Genomic DNA, 19,706 nt, shown 5'->3' with positions numbered 1-19,706 from the left:
ACCAGAAGGATTTCCGATTTGTCCATTTTAGGTGCCCAGAACTGGAATCTCAACCAACTGGGAATCAATATGTTGCAGTCAAAGTGTGTCAACCGTGTGTCAACGCAAAAAGACCGTTTAAATACTACATGTTCCAGGAACCTTCTCCCTGTCGGGAGTAAAAGTACAAAAAAAAATAACTTGACACACAAAATTGACACACCAGGCTAACGGTACGGCTCCTGTTTTTGATTTATTCTTTCAAAAAAAACAATATTTTTTATCTTTAAGCATGGCTAAGAAAAAGAAAATCCCGACCTGCGATTACAGTAAAGAGCTCGAAGCGCTGGAGAAGAAGAAGTTTTATAAAATGCTACTTACCCCCATGCCGCTGGAAGAAAAGCTGGACGAATTGGGCGATCTGTCTAACGAAGACTTGACTACTCTCCTGGAACAATTTAAAGTTGATGAAGATTACGAGATTTGTCACGCAATTAAGGTTATCCGGGATGGCAGGAAAGCAGATGGCATTACCGATTGATGCTTCTCTCCACTACAAGTTGATAATTATAGCTAGAATCGCAACCAGTTCTTACCACATATTCCACTTTATTCACAAGTATTTCTAAATTTTTTCCTTTTGGAAATGTCCCTTATCCCCGGTTATGCTGATTTATTCGGTGAACCCCAACAGACGTATGAATAATTTCTTGCAAATACCCCCAGCCATCTTGTCATCGGTGTGTTGATTGTTCTTAATAACGAGCTAAACGGGCCGCTGGATGATGCCCCTAACCAGCAACGCCTTCGCCGAATACTTGACCAACATTTTACGCCACAAAGAGCGGCACTACTGAACCGGGCTTTTCATAATTTCCGTGTGCGGGCGAACGGTAGGTATGAGAATGATGTTTTTGGCTCCCGTTATCTCATTGCTATGCTTATCAAGGAATTTAATCGTAACCTGCAAATTGAACGGGCAGACACTACCCCCGACGACGAATTTAATATATTAATGGCCTACTTTTTAGTGGTCGATGAAGTGAACAAAGAAGACGAACTAAGAGGAATTGCGTTAAATGCTATTCCCGTCGATCATCTCACTCCTTACCGTTGGGCCTGGACGAACAATGTCAACCAATTTGAATATACAGACCTACCGCATCCTGGCATGAATATATTCAAGCTCCTTTGCCTTTGCAAATATGCGAAGGAACATTACCGGCCATTTCTAAAAGAATATTTGAATTCATTGGGCTTCAATAATCTTGCGGAGTTCATGGGCAGTTTTGTTCAACTGGCAATGATGGTAACAAAGGAATTTCCCGAAGCCAATTTTAAGAAAACCACCGTCATTGAAGTGCAGGAAGGTGTTAATCCTGCCCACTTGGATCAACAGTGCATTAACACGCTACTAGGAACGAAGGTCTTTGGTTTGGCTGATCTGAAACAATATCCTCTGTACAACCTTCCGGGCAAAGGCTACTGTATGATGGACCGTTTTCTTTTTCTAAAAAAAATGTTCATCGGACCTTTTTTTGAACTACTGTATAACACTTCAATGAGGACCCATTTTGATCCTGATCCCCGGCGAAATTTCAATCCATACAGCTCCATCATTTCTACCGAAGTATTGGAGAAGTTGTGTTTTCAGGGCATTCTTAAAGGAATGCGTAAAACGAAACACGATGTACTTAGTTTCGATGAAGGTGATAATAGTATTCCTGATGGCTATTTTCGGAACAATAAAACGATATTTTTGTTTGAATTTAAAGGATACATTTTTCCTGCTAGCCTAACACTGAACCCGGATTTTACTGCAATCAAAAACTATATCGATAATCGTTTTGTTGCCAACGAGCGAGGGCGAGCCAAAGGGGTGGGCCAACTCGCTAACCAAATTGCCTTACTACAAGAAGGCCAGTATGTATTCGATCCTAAATTTAATGCCACGCTGTTGAATAAACGATATACTATCTATCCCATTATCTGCCACACAGAGTATTACTTTGCGATGCCCGGTGTTAATGATTATTTAAATGATGCTTTTCGCAGCCTGGTCGATCCTATAGCGCATCCGAACGTAACAATAAAAGATTTGGCAGTTGTAGATCTAACCACCTTATTGCAACTAGCTATACATGGAAAAGGCTATTCCGATTTGCAGGAACTCATTGACCGGTATCTTCACATTTCTACAACCCGTAAAAAGAAGTACGCACGTACTCCGATGGCTCGCGACTTTTATAATAAAATGGCTGGTTTCGATGAAATCTACCGGACAAGAACAAGATATGATTTGATTGATCCAAAGGGCGGGCGAGATGAAAAGGTGGCAGAATTGCTGGGAATACAGGATGCCGAAATGCTCGAAATAATTTAGTTTCAGCTGCTGGCTTTTCATTGACCTCGGCGTGATTTCTTTTTATTCAAATTTTCTTCATAAGCCGTTTTGATGGCTACCCAGCGCCTGGCTGCCAGACCGGGGTGCAGCTGCTCTTTAAAAACAGGCGCCGCCAGTTCTTTGTCGAACTTTGCACATAACCGGCGCACTTTTGGAAAACCGCTTATTGCCTGGTCCAGCATGAACCTGTCCTTTGTACTGATAGTGCCGGCTATCCGCTGGACACATAAACAAAGTAGATCATCAGAAGTAAGGTTCATGACTGTAAAACGTTAAAAAGGAGGTCCGAAAGACCATATTAACAGGAACGTATTGCCAACTAAAGCAAACCCTTCTATTTATTCGGCGGTTTGTTCCTTTTGGTCGGAACCATCGTTTTTATGAAGTAATTTTTGGGTAGCGGCCGAAGTTTCATTCATCCTTTCGCGCAGATCATTGCTACGCTTTTTAAGATCAGCTGCCCTTTCCGACAGCTCCTTATTGATTTCTTCATTGGTGGGTTCATTAGGTAATGAACGCTCGCTTTCCAGGTTTTCCATGTTCATTTCCTTTTATTGAACTGTAAAAATAAAAAATCAGGAAAAGATTTACAAGAGAAAAACCAACGAGAAAATATATAAGTGCTAATGTTTTTTAGATTCTGAAACGCCGCTACCATGTATACCGGGTCTACTTCACGACCCTGCGGAGCCCGCGCACCTCACTGTTGGTCTTATAAATCATTACCAACCGGCCAAGCCGCGCTAATTTGTGGGTTTCCTGCCACCAGGCATCCGACATGCCGAGGCCGCTCCGGGCTTCTGTTACTTGCGTTTGTCCATCTTTGTCAGCGTACACGGGTAACAACGGCTGTTTATCCAGGATGATACTTCTTTTGGAAACAATGGCCATTTTCGTTTTGTACATAGTTCGTACAGATTAGGATTTTCGGTTAAGAATCGGTTTTGCCAATATACGAAAGATGGCAATATCCGGTTTGCATACGACCAATACTTTCTTTACTGCCAGGTTTTTTATTTTCACCAGAACAAGGAGTATATTTAGCAGATCAATATCCGAAAACTATGTCTGCTATTAATGCTTACCTTACTGATGATTTTGTAGTGATTGCTACCGATACCCTCGCCCATTATAAAAGCGAAACTGCGGTCATTCCAAAAAATTTTATATCAAAGACTTTTAACCTGCCGCAATTTAATTGCTGTTTTACAATCAGGGGTTATGTCGCACTGGGCATGACATTCTACCACTATTTAAACGAGCAGGTGATCGCCAATGATGTTGAAACCGTTCTCCAGGTAGTAAAGGCGTCTTTTTTCAATACTTTACCAATGGATGATTACCCGAATTCCCATATAGGAACCATTAACCTGTTCGGATATTCTCGTGCAAGCCGCACCCTGCAAGGGTATCAGCTAACCGTTACCAAAGCCGGTATCGAATGTTCACAGCGAAAAAAAAATGAATTTATTCTATGGCCGAGTGCCGAAGGAATCAATGACATAATTGAAACCTTCGCATCATCTGAAAATCCACGTTCCGAAGAATATTTCCAGCAACTGATGACTGCCCTTTTGGAAAGGCAAAAAGCGGCCGATCAGGAATTGCCGCTGAACCTGCAGGTGGGTATTGGCGGCCAGATCCAATTTTCCCTGCTTGTTAAAAATGAAGCAGGAACCTCTACCATTTACCGTACTCAAATGATACACGACTTCAACGATTTTGAATCAACCTATATACGAGCCCTACAAGGAGAAGCCTTGAAATAGCGTTACCATTTGGTTGCGCTTTTTCCCCTGAACGCTGCACGAAGCCGGCAGCATTCTTTATATGCTTCTTGGTATTCAGGACCGGAAGGTATTGTCCTATTATAATGGCGCAGTTGGTCCACCTCCATCAGTAAAGCGCATTTCAGGTGTAGTTCTTCGGAGTTTCCCAGGTAAATATATATGGATGGATCGAAAGCCCACATCCTACACGGCCAACTGAAACGGCTTTCCATGTATGATTTCAGCCCTATGCCCGAAACCGGATGTTCAACAACTTCTAGGTAAAGCACCGGTGATAACCGGGATTGATAAACATCCCCCACAATGGTGGACGGGAATACGTCTTTAAAAAATTTCATGCCTCAAATTACTAAATATTTTAGCAATCCAAACCCAGTTTTAACTGCACGAAAGTCAATCTTTTGATTGATAAAATATTCAGGAGTACTGCTGTCCGGGCGGTAAAGGATTTTATAAATAGGCAACGGCCGGAGTTACCCGGCCGTCTTCTTTTCTCCAATTTATACCCTTGCGGGTAAAAGTATATTATGTTGCTATGATGAATTATTTTTTAAAAAACAGCACGAGAGGAATCAAGAGCTGGTTGTCATCCATTGTTTGTTAACCCGATTGTAATATACTACACGGAAAAATACCTAAACGTTAAAGCAATGTTAATCACCTGTTCATTATTGTTCAAATTTTCACACTGCTTCCTACCAGATGTGGCAGATGTTCATACGGAACACCTACAAGTTTTGCTACAGCTACCGCCGCGTTAATAATTCGGTGAAGGCACGAATCAATATCATCATAAATTCGCGCAATTCTACTCCGCTCAAATTATTAAATTCTTTGTTCTTCATCGAAAAGTAGCTGGCAAGAGAATAGTCCAATTCTTTACAGAATGTTGTATGTACAGATCTGCCCAATCCCAGCAATAAATGATAAGTGTAAAATAATGGCTGCTGTCGTGATAATGGAGGGCTTGGTATATTCGGTATTACGACCAAATAATTTTCTATCGGTTTTACCGCTTCTAATAACATCTGAACAGCCAGGCTAATACTGGATTTGAGAAATATGGGAGTATTTTTTTCTGCTTTTATCCAGCGTGCAAATGTGGTGGCGGAAATACTATTTTCTTTCATGATTGCCGCGCGGTACAGGTTGGGTAACTGGTGGGCGGCTTCCGCTACCTTATAAACTTCATTAGAGGTCATACGGTAAATATTTAACCTATAAACAGCATTTTGATAACTGCGGGGTATTTCCTGCCTATTCATTTTCATTCAGTTTATAAATCGCTGGTCTGCGAGCCGTTTATTGCAAAAAAATCTTACACCTGTAATTTCTGGTGTAAGAAATCGCATGGTTGTTACACCACCTTTGTTTTCAATAAATCACAAAGGTTATGTCAAAGCAAAACCGGCAACAATCTCCGCCCGATCTAACTACCGTCACCGTGTACTTTGTCATTATGGGGCTTGCGCCCCTTCATGCCGAATGCTTCTTTCTTTATTATCAGAAAAGAAACTGGACGCTGCGGGATCGTAAGCCTGTCCGTAACTGGAAAGTGCTGGCCTTTAACTGGGTAAGGTCCTTTGAGAAAGCCCGGCCGCTGATGAAGCGGTCGATCCGCTGCTATTAACAAAAGTGAGCGAGCGCCATAAGGGCTACGATTACTTATTCCTGCGGATATGGCTAAAAAAACTCCATTGGCGATAGCCAATGTCCCAGCAAAACGTAAACAATGTGTGTGTATGAAAAAGAAGTTGTTGATAAGTTTTTCGGGCGGCCGGACGAGCGCGTTCATGACGCAATGGTTACTCATAAATAAGCAGCATGTATATGATATGATCGTGGTATTTGCCAACACGGGCAGGGAGCGGGAAGAAACCCTGGCATTCATTCAACAGTGCGACGAGCGTTTCGGTATGAACCTGGTTTGGATCGAAAGCGTACCGATATACGAAAGGGGAAAAGGTGTTACAGCACGCATCGTAGACCATGCGACAGCTTCCCGTAACGGAGAACCCTTTGAGGCTTTTATAAAAAAGCATGGTATTCCAAATATGGGAGCGCCCAAATGTTCCCGCGAACTGAAAGCCTATGCCATCCGTGCTTACGCCCGTTCTATTGGCTGGAAGAACTATACCACTGCCATCGGTATCCGAACAGATGAACGCCGCCGTATCAACTGGAAAGAGGCACAGCGTCAACGAATAATCTACCCGCTCGTGACGATGATTTCCACAACGAGCCAGGATGTAAACACATTTTGGTCGAAGCAGGACTTTGATTTGCGGCTTGCCAGCTATGAAGGCAATTGTGATCTATGTTGGAAAAAAAGCAATCGCAAACTGCTCACCATCCTGAAAGATAACCCGCACTTAGCATCCTGGTGGGCAGCAATGGAACAGAAGTATGAAAATTTTGTACCGCCGGGTAGTATTGCAAACCCACATATCAAACCGCCGTTGCGTTTTTACCGCGACCATCTTTCTATCCATCAACTTATAGAACAGGCCGGGCAACCGTTTCGCCGTGCTACCGATGAAAGCCGCGTTGGCATTTCCTGCACGCAAATGCAGCTTTTTCAAAACGAGCTGGATAAAGAGGACGCCGGGTGTGCCAATTCCTGTGAAGGGTGGGCATGACAACATGCCAAATAGTATTTGTGAAGATGAAAAGTGAAGTTGTATATGCGACATGGCAGTTTATTCAGCGGCATTGGCGGGTTCGACCTCGCCGCTAAATGGGTAGGATGGGAAAATGTTTTTCAGGTTGAAATTGATTCGTTTTGCCGGCAGGTACTTGCGCACCAGTTTCCGGGAACCGTCCAGTTTAAAGATGTTACACAGTTTAACACAACACAGTATGATGGAACAATTGACGTTATTTCAGCAGGATTTCCATGCCAGCCATTCTCTCTTGCCGGTAAAAGACGAGGCAGTTCGGATGACCGTTATCTCTGGCCTCACATGCTGCGCATTATTAACCAAATCCGACCCACTTGGGTGGTTGGTGAAAATGTTGCTGGCATCACCAGCCTGGTTCACACAGAAAGCCCTACTGGAATGGCGGACCAAAGAGCTTTATGGATGGAAGATCAGATCCATTACCACCGACAGCAATTTATCGTTGATACCATCTGCCAGGATTTTGAACGAGTGGGATATTCGGTCGTACCGCTTATCATTCCAGCTTGTGCCGTGGGTGCCTGGCACCGAAGAGATCGCGTTTGGTTTTTGGCCTACGCCAATGGCGGGCGATGTTCGGGGAACAAGTACCCGCTGGGCAGTGCAGAAGCGAACTTACTTGCGCAACTACATCCATGGTTCTCGCTTAGCCATATATCCGAAGTCGAAGGACTACTCTTATCCCAACCCGGACTTATACGGCTATTTGATGGGGTACCCCTCTCGCTGGTTAGACAGCAGATAAAAGCGTTCGGCAATGCCATTGTACCACAGGTAGCCTATCAAATATTCCGGTGTATTCAGCAGATAAATTTTCAACTATGAACGTAGAACTAAAAAAAATCCACATGCGCATCCCTCAATATGAGGACAGCATTCAGTTCCATGCGGAGCTTTACATTGACGGCAAACACGCCGGTGCGGCCAGCAATGACGGCAACGGAGGCCCGTGTTTTTATGAAGGCTATACCCCCGAAGGCAGGCAACTGATTGCAAAAGCAGAAGCATACTTTAAAGGGCTGCCGCCTGTCAACCTTGCTAAACAAGGTGAAGAACCATCGATGATGGATCAAAGCCTGGAATACCATATTTCAACACTTTCCTATGATTATTACAACAAGCAAGAGTTGCATCGCCAAACGCTAAAAGGTTTTGTGTTTGGACAAAATGGAGAAAACCAATGGTTGGAATTTAAAAAACCTATCTCTCATTTTTTGAAGCATCCTAACGGTGAGAGCTTCCTTAAAAAATTTCCTTTAAATTATTTATATAGGAAATGTTCTTTTTATTATAAATTTATTTTTGTAATAGCAATGAAAAAAATTCTTGAAAATGAAGTTGTACCGCTGATGAAAGAGGGGGATGTATTATTCAATACCAATCTTCCGGCATCAGTAACTGAAAAACTTTCTGAAAAACAACTGGCAAAAAAGGCTCCCCGCGTGGTCAAACCAGACCAACCCGGACGTAGAAAACGGCTGTAGTATTCATCACCAATAAATATAACCAGTATGTATTTACGTTATCAGTTAGAATCGAAAAAATTCAATGAGCCATTCACGATTGATTACCCGGTTGCCAATGCGGAACAATCGAAAGATTACATGAAAATGCTCCTAAGTAAGCAAGGGGATGGTAAACGTTATAGCCATTTTGCCCTCCTGGACATGGCAAAAAACGTGATTGAGCGGTACCCATTAATCCGAAGAAAAAGCCAGCAGCAAAAAAATATCACCACCACCCGTAAAAAATTATAACAATGGCAATCGTAAAAAAAGACACCATCGTTTTTTCAAACGGTAGGGAAATTTCTGCGCCTGGTGGTATTATCTCTATCACGCGGACATTGGAACTTTCGGACTATTATTCCCGTAGCGTTTTCTTTTTAGACGGGCAAGCATCGGGCGGTAAAGTCATTAATATCTATCAGCTTTCAAAAGACGAGTTGATAGAGATTGCAGATTTGATGATTCAGTTATGGATAGAACTTAAAGACAACGTACGCCAGTCCGATATTACCAACCCGGCAATTTTTAAAGCAAAAAGCGCAAGAAAATAACGTAAGATGAGCGAGTTTTTTCACATACTGGATGCCCACTTGGATTTACTGCGTGACAAGGGATACCATGAAAAGGATTTAGGCAGCCCTAATAAAGAGGGGTTGCTTTTCAAAAATTTCCAATCCAAATTGTCCACCGCGGTTAACGAGGCTTTGCGGTTTAACGAATCCACTGATTTTAGTATTGATGCCATCGGTTATTTTGAAAAGCAACTGAAAAATCCTGTAAACATCAATATAGCTTACCGGTTTGATCCTGATAGCGGTGATCTTTCCATAAACCGGTTCACCCTTGAAACGGATGGAAAGGTTACCGCAACAACCATTCATTCCAACAAAGAGTTACCGCACGCCCAGCAAATACCGGTCATCCTACAGCGGGAAAGTTTGCGAAGATCCCGGATACTCCGCTCCCCGCCGCCCGGAGATTCCAGCAGACGGAAGTTGTGAACAAGTGCGTGTAACATTTAAATTCTCCGATTATGTTCGATAGTAGTTTATATATAACAGACCTCAACGGATTAAGACAGTTGGTAGAAATTATGAAAAATATTTCCCACACCAATCTATTTCCGGTCGTGTTGTCTGATGATAACTATAAACGGATAAATGAAAATACTTTCCAGAAAGGAACAGAGCTGATAGAAATTGCCAACATCAAAGGAGAATGGCGCTACCGGAATAAAAACTGCAAATGGGATACCGGAAATATTGTTCAGTTTATCGCCAACAGATACCAGGAAGGTTTGCAAAAATGCGAAGACCTTTCCGTTCTTCACGTATCAGCCTTCGCTGCCAAACAGTATTACCAGGACCTTAAAAAATCCTATCGCATTGAACATAAACGCAAAGATAAAATCCAGGTAAAACCATCGAAGAATCCATCTGGAAATAAGTTATAGCCAGATAATTTTTCCGAAATATTCATGTAATAACAGTACGCGCAATTCCTGTTATTTCCAATTCCGGCTGCCTTTATTCGCATCCAGCAAGTTGTATCGTTGTTACACAACGAACTTGTTGGTGCCCTCCGAAGTCGGCCACCAATGGCGGGAAATAACGCTCGGAACTCGCGTTTTTCAGTCACCCAAAAATGGTTTAGTGTGTATGGAAAAGAGTGTTGAAAGTAAACCAAACCAGCGTAAGTATTGGTGCAATATCCGTCTTACTGAACAAGAATTTGCCTTGTTACACGGCAAGCTGCAAACCACTACTTGCCGGAAAATAAGCGAATATGTGCGCAACGTATTGTTCGATAAACCGATTACCGTCAGGCAACGAAACCAGTCTTTGGACGATCTGATGACCGTTCTTATTCTTTACCGGAACGATCTTAATTCGCTGGGAAATAATTTCAACCAGGTGGTAAAGAGGATCAACAGTGTTCCACCCGGACCGGAATTTTTTACCTGGCTTCCGGTAGCAGAGAACCTGCAAAAAGAACTATTGAGCAAGATTGGCAGCTTCCAGGAAAGGATCGATCAACTCGGTGAACAGTGGTTGGGAAAATAGAAAGCGGCCCTAATATCCGCGGTGCGTTGAATTACAACGAAAACAAAGTAAAGGAAGGAAAGGCCGCGCTTATCGGCGCCGGATTGTACCACAAGGATGCCGACAAGCTAACGTTTGCCGAAAAATTAGGCAGGCTTCAACATCGCGCAGATTTAAACGGAACCGTTGAACATAAGTGCATTCATATTTCCATCAATCTCGATCCATCGGAGAATATTTCAAATGAACTGTTCCTGAAATTGGCTGCCGAGTACATGGCGTTGATCGGCCTAGAAGAACAGCCGTACCTGGTTTACCGGCATTCCGATGTGGCGCATCCGCACATTCATATTGTTACGACGGCTATCCTGCCTAACGGAAAACAAAAAAACCTGCATAATCTTGGTCGCAAAGAATCGTTTGCAGCCTGCCGGGAAATTGAGTGCCGGCATAATTTGGTTGCCGCCGACAAAGTGCAGCCGAAAACGTTACACGCTATAAAACCGCTTGATCTTACCAAAGTGGAATATGGTTTAAAAGAAACCAAAGCAGCTATTGGCAAGGTGTTGTATTCTGTCCTTTCCAACTACGATTTCGCATCGCTGGCTGAATTAAATGCTGTGTTGAAACAATTTAATATCGTTGCTGATGCTGGTTCGCCGGGTAGTAGAATGGAGAAGCACAAGGGTTTAGTTTACGCAATGCTAGATGCCAGTGGACAGAAAGTCGGCATACCTATAAAAGCCAGTAAGTTTTATTTCAAGGCACAGCTTTCTCACATCGAAACACTCGCAGAGAAGGGAGAACAAGGGCGGAAAAAGCATCGATCTGCTTTAAAGGAGGACATTGAAGAAGCATTAAGAAGATCGGACAGCCGTACGGAGTTTATTCGCCTACTCTCGGAAAAGCACATCAATGCAGTATTTCGGAGTAATGCCGAAGGCAGATTTTATGCGCTAACCTTTATCGATAATAAGCGCGGTTGCGTATTCAAGGGGAGCGATGTTGACCGGGAATATTCCTGCAAAAAGATACTAGACCGGCTCGACCGGCCGTATCTGCATGAAGCAAAAGAGCAACATTTTAATACCCAATTCAGTGAATCGATCATAGCTGAAACTGATTTCAACAAGGGATTTAAAAACGTACTTGCGGAATGGACTGCCAAAGGTTTGTTGATCCAGCCCACCAGCGGTAATAAAACTCCTGGTTTTCAATCGGGGCATTTTCAACTACCGGCTTCCGGGTACCACGCAGTTCCCCCAAAAATATCCCATTATCTGCGGGCCAATAATTATTCGGTAAAGAGTGCCTACGAGATTGAGAAATTTCTCCACCATCACACGGACAAATTTTCTGTTGATGTTTCCAAACCTCCGATAACTCCCCTGATGTTGCTGCCATCAATATCTCAATTCTTTACCAATCTTTTCCAACCGGTCGATCCAGATCCGATTGATGTTCACTGGCTGCGGGAAAGCAAGAAAAAAAGGAAGCGGCGCCGGCCCTCCTAATTAATAATGAGCCTTTAAAATGTGTGTTATGAGTAGTGGAGAAAATGAACAAGGGCTTCGGGCCATCACCGATTTTATGCGCAAAGGAAGTATCGTAATGTTGATACTTCACTTCTATGTGTTTTGTTACACAGCATTTGAGCTATGGGGATTAACAGCAACACCCGTTAAAAACGTTCTTCTTAATTTGGGGAAGACGGGTTTGTTTTCCGATCTCCACATCACGAAAGGTTTTGCTTTATTACTGTTGCTGTTATCTGTTTTCGGAAGCAAAGGAAAAAAAGATGAAACCATCCGACCAGGGCAAGTGCTCGCCTATATTTTTTTGGGCGTAGCCATTTTCTTTGGAAGTTATTTTTTGCTAACGATAGGTTTTGCAGTTGATATAACCGCTGTCGCATACATATCTATTACAACCCTTGGATTTGTACTATTTCTTACGGGTGCTGCCAGGCTATCCAGGCTGATAAAAGTTAAACTTGGCGGCGATATTTTCAATGAGGAAAATGAAACCTTTCCCCAGGAAGAACGCTTGCTTGAAAACCCGTTCAGTGTAAATCTTCCAGGTAAGTATCAGTACAAAGGCCAGGTCCGTAAGATGTGGCTGAATATAATTAACGGCGCTCGTATGGTGCTCATTATCGGCGGTCCAGGCGCTGGTAAAACGTACTTCCTGATTCGCAATATTATTAAGCAAAAAATTGAGCGAAAGAATTTTCCCGGCATGTTATTGTATGATTTCAAGTACGATGATCTTGCCGTAATTGCTTACAACTCCTGGTTAAAAGCGGCGCATTTATACAAAAAAAAGCCGCGCTTCCTGGTTATCAATTTTGATAACCCTATCGACAGATGCAATCCGCTGGAACCTTCTACCATGCGGGACATTACAGATGCCAGCGAGAGCGCCCGTACCATTCTTCTCGGCCTGAACATGCAGTGGATACAGAAAACCGGGGATTTCTTCGTGGAGAGCCCAATAAATTTTCTTACTGCGATCATCTGGTTTTTAAAAAAATTTAAGGGCGGAAAGTTTTGTACACTTCCTCATGCTATTGAACTGATGCAGGCGGATTACGATGATCTTTTTCCTATTCTCTCTACAGAACCGGAGATTGAAGTATTGATAAATCCGTTTATATCTGCTTACATGAACCGCGCAATGGAGCAATTGGAAGGGCAGATTGCGTCCGCGAAAATTGCGCTTGCCCGTTTGGCTTCACCACTGCTTTACTATGTACTGGGCGCTAGTGATTTTACCCTGGACATAAATAACCCCGATGATCCTAAGATCGTAGTACTGGCAAACAATCCTGAGAAAACGCAAGTTTATGGTGCCGTAATCTCGCTGTACCTCAACCGTGTGTTCCGTATCCTCCCCAAAAAGGGCATGGAAAAATGCTGCATCATTGCGGACGAATTTTCCAGCTTATACGCAAATGGTATCGAAAATTTTTTGGCTATTTCGAGGGGTTATAAAATTTTTTGTTACCTGGCAATTCAAAATATTGCGCAGCTACGTAAATCGTATGGGCGGGAGCAGGCAGATGTGATCTTCAACCTGGCGGGCAATATAATTTGCGGGCAAGCCATCGGTGACACAGCAAAGTCCGTAAGTGAAGCCATCGGTAAAATCGTTCAGACGCGGGAAAGTATTTCCATCAACCGCCAGGATACCAGCATAAGCCGAAATACGCAGCTTGACTTTGCAGTACCTGCCTCAAAAATTTCAACCCTTTCTGCAGGCGAGTTCGTGGGTATCCTGGCCGATAATCCCGACCAGGTAATCAAGTACAAGGCGTTCCATACATCTATACAAAATGACCACGAGGCGATTAAAGCCGAGGAATCAAAATATAAGGCACTGCCATCCAGTAAGGTAACAGACCTGGACCTGCAAAACAATTACATTCAGATAAAAAACGATATTATCGACCTGATAGAAACGGAGATTGAGCGGATCAAAAATGACCCCGACCTGGCACACCTCATTTTTGTTAAGCAGGACGGTAAATAACGGTAAGCATTACACGGTTTTAGGCCAAAGTTCATTTGGTTCAACCTGTAATGCCCACATAATTTTTACCAGGGTGGTGGTAGCGGGATCTTTTAAACCACGTTCGATAAGGGATATTTGTGCTTCCGTGGTTTCCGAGAGGTCTGCCAGGTGCGCCTGGCTCCAACCCCGTATTGTACGGAGATTCTTTAAATTTCTTCCGAGCTCTAATAGTACTATGTTGTCGCTGTTGCCTGCCATCAAGGAAAAGTGGCATCAAAATTTGGCACCAACCTTATACGTGCGTATAATTCCGAAAAAATTGTTAAATTACTGCTTGTTTTTCTCTTGTTACAACAAATCCCCTAAAATAAACCTCGGACTATGATTTTTGGCTTTTCATTGTTTAAGAAGAAGAAATACCCCGGCAAATCCCTAGTAATTATTGACAGGGATAAGGCTGCGCTTGATAAGATTAAAAAGATATGTGAAGAACATGAAATCAAGTGCTTCACAGCGTATGACCCTACCGCCGGCTTGAAACTGGTAACATCGCATAAGCCTTACGCCGCGGTGTTAAGTGCAGACTATGCCACAGACTTGACCAGGCTACGTAAGGCGCATAAGGAATATGAGAATCTACTCGTTATCATTTTGGCAGAAGAAAAATGGGCCAACTCACGGCAGGCCCTGGTTGATGCTCTTATAAAAACCGGCGCACAGGAGTTTGTGGCAAAACCGGTAAGTGCTACAAACCTTATGACTGTAGTTCAACGGCTATTTGAAAACAAGGCCATCACCTCAAAATGAACAGACTGATAAATTCTTATCTCCTTATATTAGCTTAACGATGATCCTGTAGCCGCCAGCAGGTTATTTACCCCTGTCCCCTTAATAAATAACCGTAATGAATAAATTTTCATGTAATTGGCAATCATTCGGTGTAGAAAGCAGCTTGGAACTATTTAATAATTTGGAAAACACTTCTTTTGGCATGGCGATCAAAAGCACGCCTAAAGAACATCGAGGTCCACTTTTGGAAAAAATGGTAGATGAACTGGAACAATTGGTAAAAACTACTACCGACCTTCAAAAAGCAAATAACAACAACAATGACACGAAAGAAGCACTAAACGAATTAATTGAAAAGTATCACTATTACAACTTCGCTTATTTTACGTTTTTCAGAAAATTCAGAGAAGAAATAAATAAACCTGAAAATTCATCACTATGACTAAGAGCAAAAAAGTAAAAAATTATATGATGTGTCTGTGCCTGGTGTTGCTGGTATGTTTTACCGGCAGCTATTTTGATAAACCAGGTCTGCCCACATTACCGCCTGTAAAAGTATTTTAGCCAGTAATGCTGCCCTGGTATAAAATGGTGGCGCATAAGCATTTTGTATTCATTTTCAGATAGCGTGAATTATGGAAATAAATCTGGAATACATTAGACAGTTGTACTTACAGCAATTAAGCGCCGAACTTTCGCCGGTTGAGCAGGCGGTGCTTTCGGAAGCTATTCAGCATCCGCACATAGATCGTTTGTGTGCTGAACTCAACGAACTTTATCACAGCCCGGAAATGAAAAAACTACTTCGAGAGCGGCCGACTGAAAAACGATGGAGGGAATTAAAAAAGCGGGCAGAAAAATCGACAGAACCACACGACGATTTAATATTTCCCCCAATGAAAAATTTCATTGCCTGTTCATTACTTCTCATAATGATGATGTATATACTTTGGAAACTGGTATAGGCAATCGCAACTCTTAAAACCCATCCAGCAATAACCATAACCTCTTTACAATGACAACGAGCCCAATAAACCCAAATAACAACGTAACAACAGGAAACCTTTCCAATGTAAAACTACTAATCGCGGAAGACGATGATATTGCGCAAATGATTCTCCGCAAACAGTTGGAGCCATATACGTTTTACCATATTTTCTTTTGTAGTGATGGTGATGATTTTATGACGATGCTGGAAACAATAAACCCCGATCTTGTTATTATGGATGTTCGTTTGCCCAACATATCAGGGCTTGACCTCGCCTGCCAGGTGAGAAATCATCCTAAGTTCGAGGATATTCCGATTTTGATGTTGAGCGCATCCGCATTTCGGGAAGATATTAAAGCGGGACTGGATGCAGGCGCAACAGAATATATCACCAAACCGTACAATGTCGAGAAGTTTCTGGAAAGATTACTGTATTACACGATGGAGGTTGCTGAGCGTAGAAATCACACCAGTTCAAATTAAGTAAATTTTGCATTTATCTTAGGCAGCACAACAGGTTTAGCGTAAAAATCTGAATTATCCATTATATTTAGGGCAAATCCTTTTCATTGGAAAAAATATTAGCCTTAAATAATATACAAACAGTTGGCTTTATTGATGCCAGCAATGTAGAACGCAAATACGCATTCACCAGTAAAATGGCAGCAAGTAGCGTATTTATAGAATACTTTACCATTGACGAATTTGCGGTAGAAGTAGAAGATGACGAAGAGGAAGGGGAAGAAGACTTCAACGATGATGTTGAATCTCCTGAACATGGCAGCAGCTTATCTGTAATTATGAAAAATAAAGGCAAGTATTATGAGTTCCTAATGTACCACAATACTTTTGAAATCGGAGTTCCGGTAATACTGGTGCAGACGATTATATTTCTTGTAAAATTAATTGAAGAAAGCGGGCCAGATCAACTTGTCGAATACTTAACCAGTCTTGCAACAGATCCGTTAATTCCTCACGAGATTGCTGATAGAGAATTTAAAAATGTTGCGCTAAAGATGCTAAAAGTAAAGATTCAAACTATCGAGGATTTAATTCATAAAAGTAAATCCTCACTTAACTAAAATCGATAGCGGACGTATTCATTTTTCAGTATCAATTTTCGCAACGTGTAATCAGACCCGATTCTGGCACCTCAATTTTGGTGCAATTCAGCATCCAATACCAAATTATCCGTAGTGGCATCGTCGTTGCCCGCATAAATCAGTTTGTAAAATGCGCTTTTCCCCTTTTTCTCATACGAAAGCTGTATTATTTTTCCCTCACTGGTCGTAATGGTATCACCATCGTTCACGATGGCTTGCAACTTTCTGGCAATGGTTTCGCTTTTCATTTTCAGTTTTGCTGCTAAAGCGTTACAAAGATCAGTACGTGAAATTTCAGTACCTGGTGTCACGGTTTCCATGATCGTAGTCAGGATTGTTTCGCATTGATTAAATTCACTTTCTCCATCCGGTTTTTCACATCTTATGAGTGTCTGTAATTTATCATCAAATGTTACATAAATACTGGACAGCTTTTTTCGGTTTCTCGTTTTCTTAAACCTAACCTCGAAAACTTCTACATCTTCATCTGATTTAAAATTTCTTATGGCAATGGCAGTAGTCGCTTTATTTTCCAGTTCAGTACCTACATGACCTCGCGCCTTATCACTTCCGGGGTTTTCATGAATTACGCCTAAGAAAGTAGAATTTTGCTTATCACACATGGCGTTGATCCAATCTATTAAATCAAAAGCGGAAGAAGCTGAATTAATTTCCGAAATGCAATCCGTAATTACATCCAACACAATAAATAAATGGCCGCGTATGTCCTTCCTTGTTTTCTCAACATACATTTTAAGAACCTCTAATCGATATTGCCTCGGAATATTAATTAAAGAAATGGGAATAAAATTATCTGAAATTTCCAGTAAGTTATAGCCAGCCACTTTATGTACCTCCTGTACTGCAAATGGGAACTGATCCCGTATATTTCTTTCAGTATCTACGTACAACACCGTAGTCGAAATTTTCGGATTGGAAATAAAACCCAGCTTGTCGAAAATACGTTCACTTTTTTTAGGTGAAGGCATTATTGTTGACGAAATGATTTGCGACAACCTACTTTTATGGACACCTGTTTGCCCTTGCACCATGACAATTGTGTTCTGATGAATTATATCAACATTATCCAGTTTAACAAGCGCCGGTGCCGGTGTCACATTCTGTTGGGAGTTTTTTCGGACGCGCTCGGCATCCTTTTCAAGTTGTTCGAGGTATTTTTCTACCGGGGATTTGTTTTCAGTCATACGGATTTGGAAATTGGGATTTAAATGTAAAACTTACCGAATACAGAATATGCTAATAACCTGTTAACGGAAAAAGTATTATTTCTTTAAGTACTCATTACACATGTACGTATGTCCGGAGCCTATAAGTAAATACGTACATACTTGCGTCATAGTTCACGCATTATTACAAACCTCTATTTCTTCAATGGCAGTTATCAACTCCTGTGTGGTGAACGGCTTAAACAGTACCTTGCGATGATTGGTAGGTTTCGGCAATTGTACCCCTTTGTCAATAACTCCTATGAGAAGGAGTAAAGGAATTTTCGATGTAGGACCATGTGATGATACAGCGAATACGAGGTCGCGGGCGTATTGATTAAAATGATTAAACCCTAAAACAATCAAATTTGTCTTTTCAGTTATCGTTTGAAAATCTTCCTTATTGGAAACTATATCTACAGTAAATCTTTCCTTTAAAATCATGCTGTAGATATATCTGTTCTCTTGGTCCTGCTCAAATAATGCAACTGATCTCATGATGAACAATTTGAGTGAATAATAGCGTTACTGTCTGTCATTTGAAACGACAAACATCTGTTATTGAACATTCAAAATAATTCTCAAAATCACTTTCAAAAAATGCGCGGTTGTGATAACCTAAGTTTTTGGATACTTCCTCAACCTTTTTGCTTGAAGCAGCCAGCCATTCAAAAGCCGTCATCAATTTTTCCTGCCGAACGTATTCATGCAGCGTAATGTGAAAATAGCTTTCAAACCCTTCGCGCAATGTTTGAACTGATATGCCAAAATTCCGTGCGACACTCTCGTAAGATGAAAATAGTAGCGGTTGTAATTGTGCCTGCTCCCTTATTAATTGAAGAATCGTTTTTATTGTTTTAATCAGCTGGTACTTTCCCTTATTTTCATTCTGCTGCCAATAGCAATCCAGCAAATTTTTGAAATTCCTTTCCTGGTATATTTCTGCGCATCTTCCTAAAAATTTGCACGAGAATACCCGCTTAATTATTCTGAAAGATACGGGACTTATAGGATATGGAAACTCATTAATAATTTTTGATCTATGTGCGTCCGCGGCCACTTCTGAAACCTCCTGGTTACTGGAAGCGAATTCATCAAAGTTAATGTGAAAGCTGATCGCATTTCCAGGCATCGGCCAGGCAGTATATTCGGCTGCTGGCAGATAAAACAAAGTGCAGTCATCCAGGATCACGGTTTGTCCATGCTCCAGCTTTGCCGGAATCCTTCGGGCCAGCCAGAAATGAAGCGCCCAGGTATCTTTTACTGCAAAAGGATATAATAAAGTCAAATTGGAAAGCCATATTCTATGCACCCAGCCGGTATATTTTCTTCCTGGTATCTTTTGGTCAAGGATTACGCCTTCGTTGTCCTGGGTAAATCTGGTAAGCGCACCAGGGATTAGGTAGGATCTGTACTTTGCCGGGATTTTTGAGGATGGCTCGAAAAAATCGTTCGTGGCTTCAATAGGAAGAATCATTTGGGATAAGGTTTGGACGTTTGGGTTTATCCGAGGCCGCACAATTCTAAAGCGCTGTAATTTAACAATTTTTGAATGTACGAATTATTACGTATATTTTGTTCCGCATTTTTTTTTGAAAAAGTTCCCCAACGGTGTACCAACATTTTTATGTTTCTGCCACTATAAGCATGTGCGCGCCAAAATCTTTTATCAATCAAACTAAC

Annotated in this window: 27 protein-coding genes; 19 read left to right on the top strand and 8 right to left on the bottom strand. The window is 41.9% G+C overall.

Features of this window, described 5'->3' with window-relative positions:
• The first annotated feature begins 271 nt into the window (after positions 1–271).
• Together Q0510_RS07725 and Q0510_RS07720 are read left to right on the top strand one after the other, a co-directional pair.
• Positions 272–520 (top strand): hypothetical protein, encoded by a 249-nt coding sequence (locus Q0510_RS07725; protein WP_298709779.1) that lies wholly within the window; start codon positions 272–274, stop codon positions 518–520.
• 201 nt (positions 521–721) lie between these two features.
• Positions 722–2,362 carry a hypothetical protein gene (locus Q0510_RS07720; RefSeq protein ID WP_298709777.1) on the top strand — a complete coding sequence of 547 codons (1,641 nt, stop codon included), beginning with the start codon at positions 722–724 and terminating at the stop codon, positions 2,360–2,362.
• 17 nt (positions 2,363–2,379) lie between these two features.
• On the opposite strand, the gene Q0510_RS07715 is transcribed toward Q0510_RS07720, so the two are convergent.
• The 3 genes from Q0510_RS07715 to Q0510_RS07705 all read right to left on the bottom strand — a co-directional run bounded on the left by Q0510_RS07715 (position 2,380) and on the right by Q0510_RS07705 (position 3,289).
• Complete coding sequence (locus Q0510_RS07715) at positions 2,380–2,643, bottom strand: hypothetical protein (RefSeq protein ID WP_298709775.1); 264 nt, start codon at positions 2,641–2,643, stop codon at positions 2,380–2,382.
• Between the two features lie 78 nt (positions 2,644–2,721).
• Positions 2,722–2,922, bottom strand: coding sequence for a hypothetical protein (locus Q0510_RS07710; protein ID WP_298709773.1), 201 nt, complete (start codon positions 2,920–2,922; stop codon positions 2,722–2,724).
• A 130-nt stretch (positions 2,923–3,052) separates the two neighbouring features.
• Positions 3,053–3,289: a hypothetical protein gene (locus Q0510_RS07705; protein WP_298709771.1), complete on the bottom strand. Its 237-nt coding sequence runs from the start codon at positions 3,287–3,289 to the stop codon at positions 3,053–3,055.
• Between the two features lie 158 nt (positions 3,290–3,447).
• Here Q0510_RS07705 and Q0510_RS07700 point away from each other — a divergent pair, with 158 nt between their 5' ends.
• Positions 3,448–4,152, top strand: coding sequence for a hypothetical protein (locus Q0510_RS07700; RefSeq protein ID WP_298709769.1), 705 nt, complete (start codon positions 3,448–3,450; stop codon positions 4,150–4,152).
• 767 nt (positions 4,153–4,919) lie between these two features.
• Here the strand turns inward: Q0510_RS07700 and Q0510_RS07695 are convergent.
• Entirely contained in the window at positions 4,920–5,438 is a 519-nt protein-coding gene (locus tag Q0510_RS07695; RefSeq protein WP_298709768.1) for a hypothetical protein, read from the bottom strand.
• Between the two features lie 128 nt (positions 5,439–5,566).
• Here Q0510_RS07695 and Q0510_RS07690 point away from each other — a divergent pair, with 128 nt between their 5' ends.
• The 11 genes from Q0510_RS07690 to mobC all read left to right on the top strand — a co-directional run bounded on the left by Q0510_RS07690 (position 5,567) and on the right by mobC (position 13,935).
• Positions 5,567–5,803: a hypothetical protein gene (locus Q0510_RS07690; RefSeq protein WP_298709766.1), complete on the top strand. Its 237-nt coding sequence runs from the start codon at positions 5,567–5,569 to the stop codon at positions 5,801–5,803.
• Positions 5,804–5,915: 112 nt separating this feature from the next.
• On the top strand, positions 5,916–6,812 hold the full coding sequence (locus Q0510_RS07685; protein ID WP_298709764.1) for a phosphoadenosine phosphosulfate reductase family protein: 897 nt from the start codon (positions 5,916–5,918) through the stop codon (positions 6,810–6,812).
• Positions 6,813–6,857: 45 nt separating this feature from the next.
• Positions 6,858–7,679 (top strand): DNA cytosine methyltransferase, encoded by an 822-nt coding sequence (locus tag Q0510_RS07680; protein WP_298709762.1) that lies wholly within the window; start codon positions 6,858–6,860, stop codon positions 7,677–7,679.
• Positions 7,676–8,338, top strand: a complete 663-nt coding sequence (locus Q0510_RS07675; RefSeq protein WP_298709760.1) for a hypothetical protein — start codon at positions 7,676–7,678, stop codon at positions 8,336–8,338. Before Q0510_RS07680 ends, Q0510_RS07675 begins: the two co-directional genes overlap by 4 nt.
• A gap of 27 nt (positions 8,339–8,365) precedes the next feature.
• On the top strand, positions 8,366–8,611 hold the full coding sequence (locus Q0510_RS07670) for a hypothetical protein (RefSeq protein WP_298709759.1): 246 nt from the start codon (positions 8,366–8,368) through the stop codon (positions 8,609–8,611).
• Positions 8,612–8,613: 2 nt separating this feature from the next.
• Positions 8,614–8,913, top strand: coding sequence for a hypothetical protein (locus Q0510_RS07665; protein WP_298709757.1), 300 nt, complete (start codon positions 8,614–8,616; stop codon positions 8,911–8,913).
• Positions 8,914–8,919: 6 nt separating this feature from the next.
• Positions 8,920–9,363: a hypothetical protein gene (locus tag Q0510_RS07660; protein ID WP_298709755.1), complete on the top strand. Its 444-nt coding sequence runs from the start codon at positions 8,920–8,922 to the stop codon at positions 9,361–9,363.
• A gap of 32 nt (positions 9,364–9,395) precedes the next feature.
• Positions 9,396–9,815, top strand: a complete 420-nt coding sequence (locus tag Q0510_RS07655; protein WP_298709754.1) for a hypothetical protein — start codon at positions 9,396–9,398, stop codon at positions 9,813–9,815.
• A 205-nt stretch (positions 9,816–10,020) separates the two neighbouring features.
• Positions 10,021–10,425: a plasmid mobilization relaxosome protein MobC gene (locus Q0510_RS07650; protein WP_298709753.1), complete on the top strand. Its 405-nt coding sequence runs from the start codon at positions 10,021–10,023 to the stop codon at positions 10,423–10,425.
• A 26-nt stretch (positions 10,426–10,451) separates the two neighbouring features.
• The gene (locus Q0510_RS07645; RefSeq protein ID WP_298709751.1) at positions 10,452–11,918 is read left to right on the top strand and encodes a relaxase/mobilization nuclease domain-containing protein; all 1,467 of its coding nucleotides are present in this window, start codon (positions 10,452–10,454) and stop codon (positions 11,916–11,918) included.
• A gap of 28 nt (positions 11,919–11,946) precedes the next feature.
• Entirely contained in the window at positions 11,947–13,935 is a 1,989-nt protein-coding gene (gene mobC, locus Q0510_RS07640) for a conjugal transfer protein MobC (protein ID WP_298709749.1), read from the top strand.
• 9 nt (positions 13,936–13,944) lie between these two features.
• Here mobC and Q0510_RS24860 read toward each other — a convergent pair whose 3' ends face one another.
• Positions 13,945–14,175: a helix-turn-helix transcriptional regulator gene (locus Q0510_RS24860; protein ID WP_366941002.1), complete on the bottom strand. Its 231-nt coding sequence runs from the start codon at positions 14,173–14,175 to the stop codon at positions 13,945–13,947.
• A 123-nt stretch (positions 14,176–14,298) separates the two neighbouring features.
• Between Q0510_RS24860 and Q0510_RS07635 the strand changes: the two genes are divergently transcribed.
• The 5 genes from Q0510_RS07635 (at position 14,299) to Q0510_RS07615 (ending at position 16,776) form a co-directional block, all read left to right on the top strand.
• Positions 14,299–14,724, top strand: a complete 426-nt coding sequence (locus tag Q0510_RS07635; protein WP_298709747.1) for a hypothetical protein — start codon at positions 14,299–14,301, stop codon at positions 14,722–14,724.
• A gap of 97 nt (positions 14,725–14,821) precedes the next feature.
• Positions 14,822–15,148, top strand: a complete 327-nt coding sequence (locus Q0510_RS07630) for a hypothetical protein (RefSeq protein ID WP_298709744.1) — start codon at positions 14,822–14,824, stop codon at positions 15,146–15,148.
• 193 nt (positions 15,149–15,341) lie between these two features.
• Positions 15,342–15,671 (top strand): hypothetical protein, encoded by a 330-nt coding sequence (locus Q0510_RS07625; RefSeq protein ID WP_298709742.1) that lies wholly within the window; start codon positions 15,342–15,344, stop codon positions 15,669–15,671.
• A gap of 50 nt (positions 15,672–15,721) precedes the next feature.
• Positions 15,722–16,177, top strand: a complete 456-nt coding sequence (locus Q0510_RS07620; protein ID WP_298709740.1) for a response regulator — start codon at positions 15,722–15,724, stop codon at positions 16,175–16,177.
• Between the two features lie 86 nt (positions 16,178–16,263).
• Positions 16,264–16,776, top strand: a complete 513-nt coding sequence (locus tag Q0510_RS07615) for a hypothetical protein (RefSeq protein WP_298709738.1) — start codon at positions 16,264–16,266, stop codon at positions 16,774–16,776.
• A 71-nt stretch (positions 16,777–16,847) separates the two neighbouring features.
• On the opposite strand, the gene Q0510_RS07610 is transcribed toward Q0510_RS07615, so the two are convergent.
• From Q0510_RS07610 to Q0510_RS07600, 3 genes are all read right to left on the bottom strand, one after another.
• The gene (locus tag Q0510_RS07610) at positions 16,848–18,002 is read right to left on the bottom strand and encodes a hypothetical protein (protein WP_298709736.1); all 1,155 of its coding nucleotides are present in this window, start codon (positions 18,000–18,002) and stop codon (positions 16,848–16,850) included.
• 156 nt (positions 18,003–18,158) lie between these two features.
• A complete protein-coding gene (locus Q0510_RS07605; protein WP_298709733.1) occupies positions 18,159–18,521 on the bottom strand; it encodes a hypothetical protein in 363 nt (120 codons plus the stop codon).
• A 37-nt stretch (positions 18,522–18,558) separates the two neighbouring features.
• On the bottom strand, positions 18,559–19,500 hold the full coding sequence (locus tag Q0510_RS07600) for a helix-turn-helix domain-containing protein (RefSeq protein WP_298709732.1): 942 nt from the start codon (positions 19,498–19,500) through the stop codon (positions 18,559–18,561).
• Positions 19,501–19,706 lie beyond the last annotated feature (206 nt).

Source organism: uncultured Chitinophaga sp. (genome assembly GCF_937874145.1).
GTDB lineage: Bacteria > Bacteroidota > Bacteroidia > Chitinophagales > Chitinophagaceae > Chitinophaga.
Note: the sequence above shows the minus strand (reverse complement) of the source record. Positions and strands in the feature narration are given on the sequence as shown.

Coding starts and splice junctions, on each gene's coding strand:
- Q0510_RS07675 (WP_298709760.1), top strand. CDS start 7,676: ATGAACGTAGAACTAAAAAAAATCCACATGCGCATCCCTCAATATGAG.
- mobC (WP_298709749.1), top strand. CDS start 11,947: ATGAGTAGTGGAGAAAATGAACAAGGGCTTCGGGCCATCACCGATTTT.
- Q0510_RS07630 (WP_298709744.1), top strand. CDS start 14,822: ATGAATAAATTTTCATGTAATTGGCAATCATTCGGTGTAGAAAGCAGC.
- Q0510_RS07605 (WP_298709733.1), bottom strand. CDS start 18,521: ATGAGATCAGTTGCATTATTTGAGCAGGACCAAGAGAACAGATATATC.
- Q0510_RS07725 (WP_298709779.1), top strand. CDS start 272: ATGGCTAAGAAAAAGAAAATCCCGACCTGCGATTACAGTAAAGAGCTC.
- Q0510_RS07690 (WP_298709766.1), top strand. CDS start 5,567: ATGTCAAAGCAAAACCGGCAACAATCTCCGCCCGATCTAACTACCGTC.
- Q0510_RS07655 (WP_298709754.1), top strand. CDS start 9,396: ATGTTCGATAGTAGTTTATATATAACAGACCTCAACGGATTAAGACAG.
- Q0510_RS07665 (WP_298709757.1), top strand. CDS start 8,614: ATGGCAATCGTAAAAAAAGACACCATCGTTTTTTCAAACGGTAGGGAA.
- Q0510_RS07620 (WP_298709740.1), top strand. CDS start 15,722: ATGACAACGAGCCCAATAAACCCAAATAACAACGTAACAACAGGAAAC.
- Q0510_RS07680 (WP_298709762.1), top strand. CDS start 6,858: ATGCGACATGGCAGTTTATTCAGCGGCATTGGCGGGTTCGACCTCGCC.
- Q0510_RS07670 (WP_298709759.1), top strand. CDS start 8,366: ATGTATTTACGTTATCAGTTAGAATCGAAAAAATTCAATGAGCCATTC.
- Q0510_RS07610 (WP_298709736.1), bottom strand. CDS start 18,002: ATGACTGAAAACAAATCCCCGGTAGAAAAATACCTCGAACAACTTGAA.
- Q0510_RS07700 (WP_298709769.1), top strand. CDS start 3,448: ATGTCTGCTATTAATGCTTACCTTACTGATGATTTTGTAGTGATTGCT.
- Q0510_RS07660 (WP_298709755.1), top strand. CDS start 8,920: ATGAGCGAGTTTTTTCACATACTGGATGCCCACTTGGATTTACTGCGT.
- Q0510_RS07705 (WP_298709771.1), bottom strand. CDS start 3,289: ATGTACAAAACGAAAATGGCCATTGTTTCCAAAAGAAGTATCATCCTG.
- Q0510_RS07695 (WP_298709768.1), bottom strand. CDS start 5,438: ATGAATAGGCAGGAAATACCCCGCAGTTATCAAAATGCTGTTTATAGG.
- Q0510_RS07685 (WP_298709764.1), top strand. CDS start 5,916: ATGAAAAAGAAGTTGTTGATAAGTTTTTCGGGCGGCCGGACGAGCGCG.
- Q0510_RS07600 (WP_298709732.1), bottom strand. CDS start 19,500: ATGATTCTTCCTATTGAAGCCACGAACGATTTTTTCGAGCCATCCTCA.
- Q0510_RS07715 (WP_298709775.1), bottom strand. CDS start 2,643: ATGAACCTTACTTCTGATGATCTACTTTGTTTATGTGTCCAGCGGATA.
- Q0510_RS07635 (WP_298709747.1), top strand. CDS start 14,299: ATGATTTTTGGCTTTTCATTGTTTAAGAAGAAGAAATACCCCGGCAAA.
- Q0510_RS07650 (WP_298709753.1), top strand. CDS start 10,021: ATGGAAAAGAGTGTTGAAAGTAAACCAAACCAGCGTAAGTATTGGTGC.
- Q0510_RS07625 (WP_298709742.1), top strand. CDS start 15,342: ATGGAAATAAATCTGGAATACATTAGACAGTTGTACTTACAGCAATTA.
- Q0510_RS07710 (WP_298709773.1), bottom strand. CDS start 2,922: ATGGAAAACCTGGAAAGCGAGCGTTCATTACCTAATGAACCCACCAAT.
- Q0510_RS24860 (WP_366941002.1), bottom strand. CDS start 14,175: ATGGCAGGCAACAGCGACAACATAGTACTATTAGAGCTCGGAAGAAAT.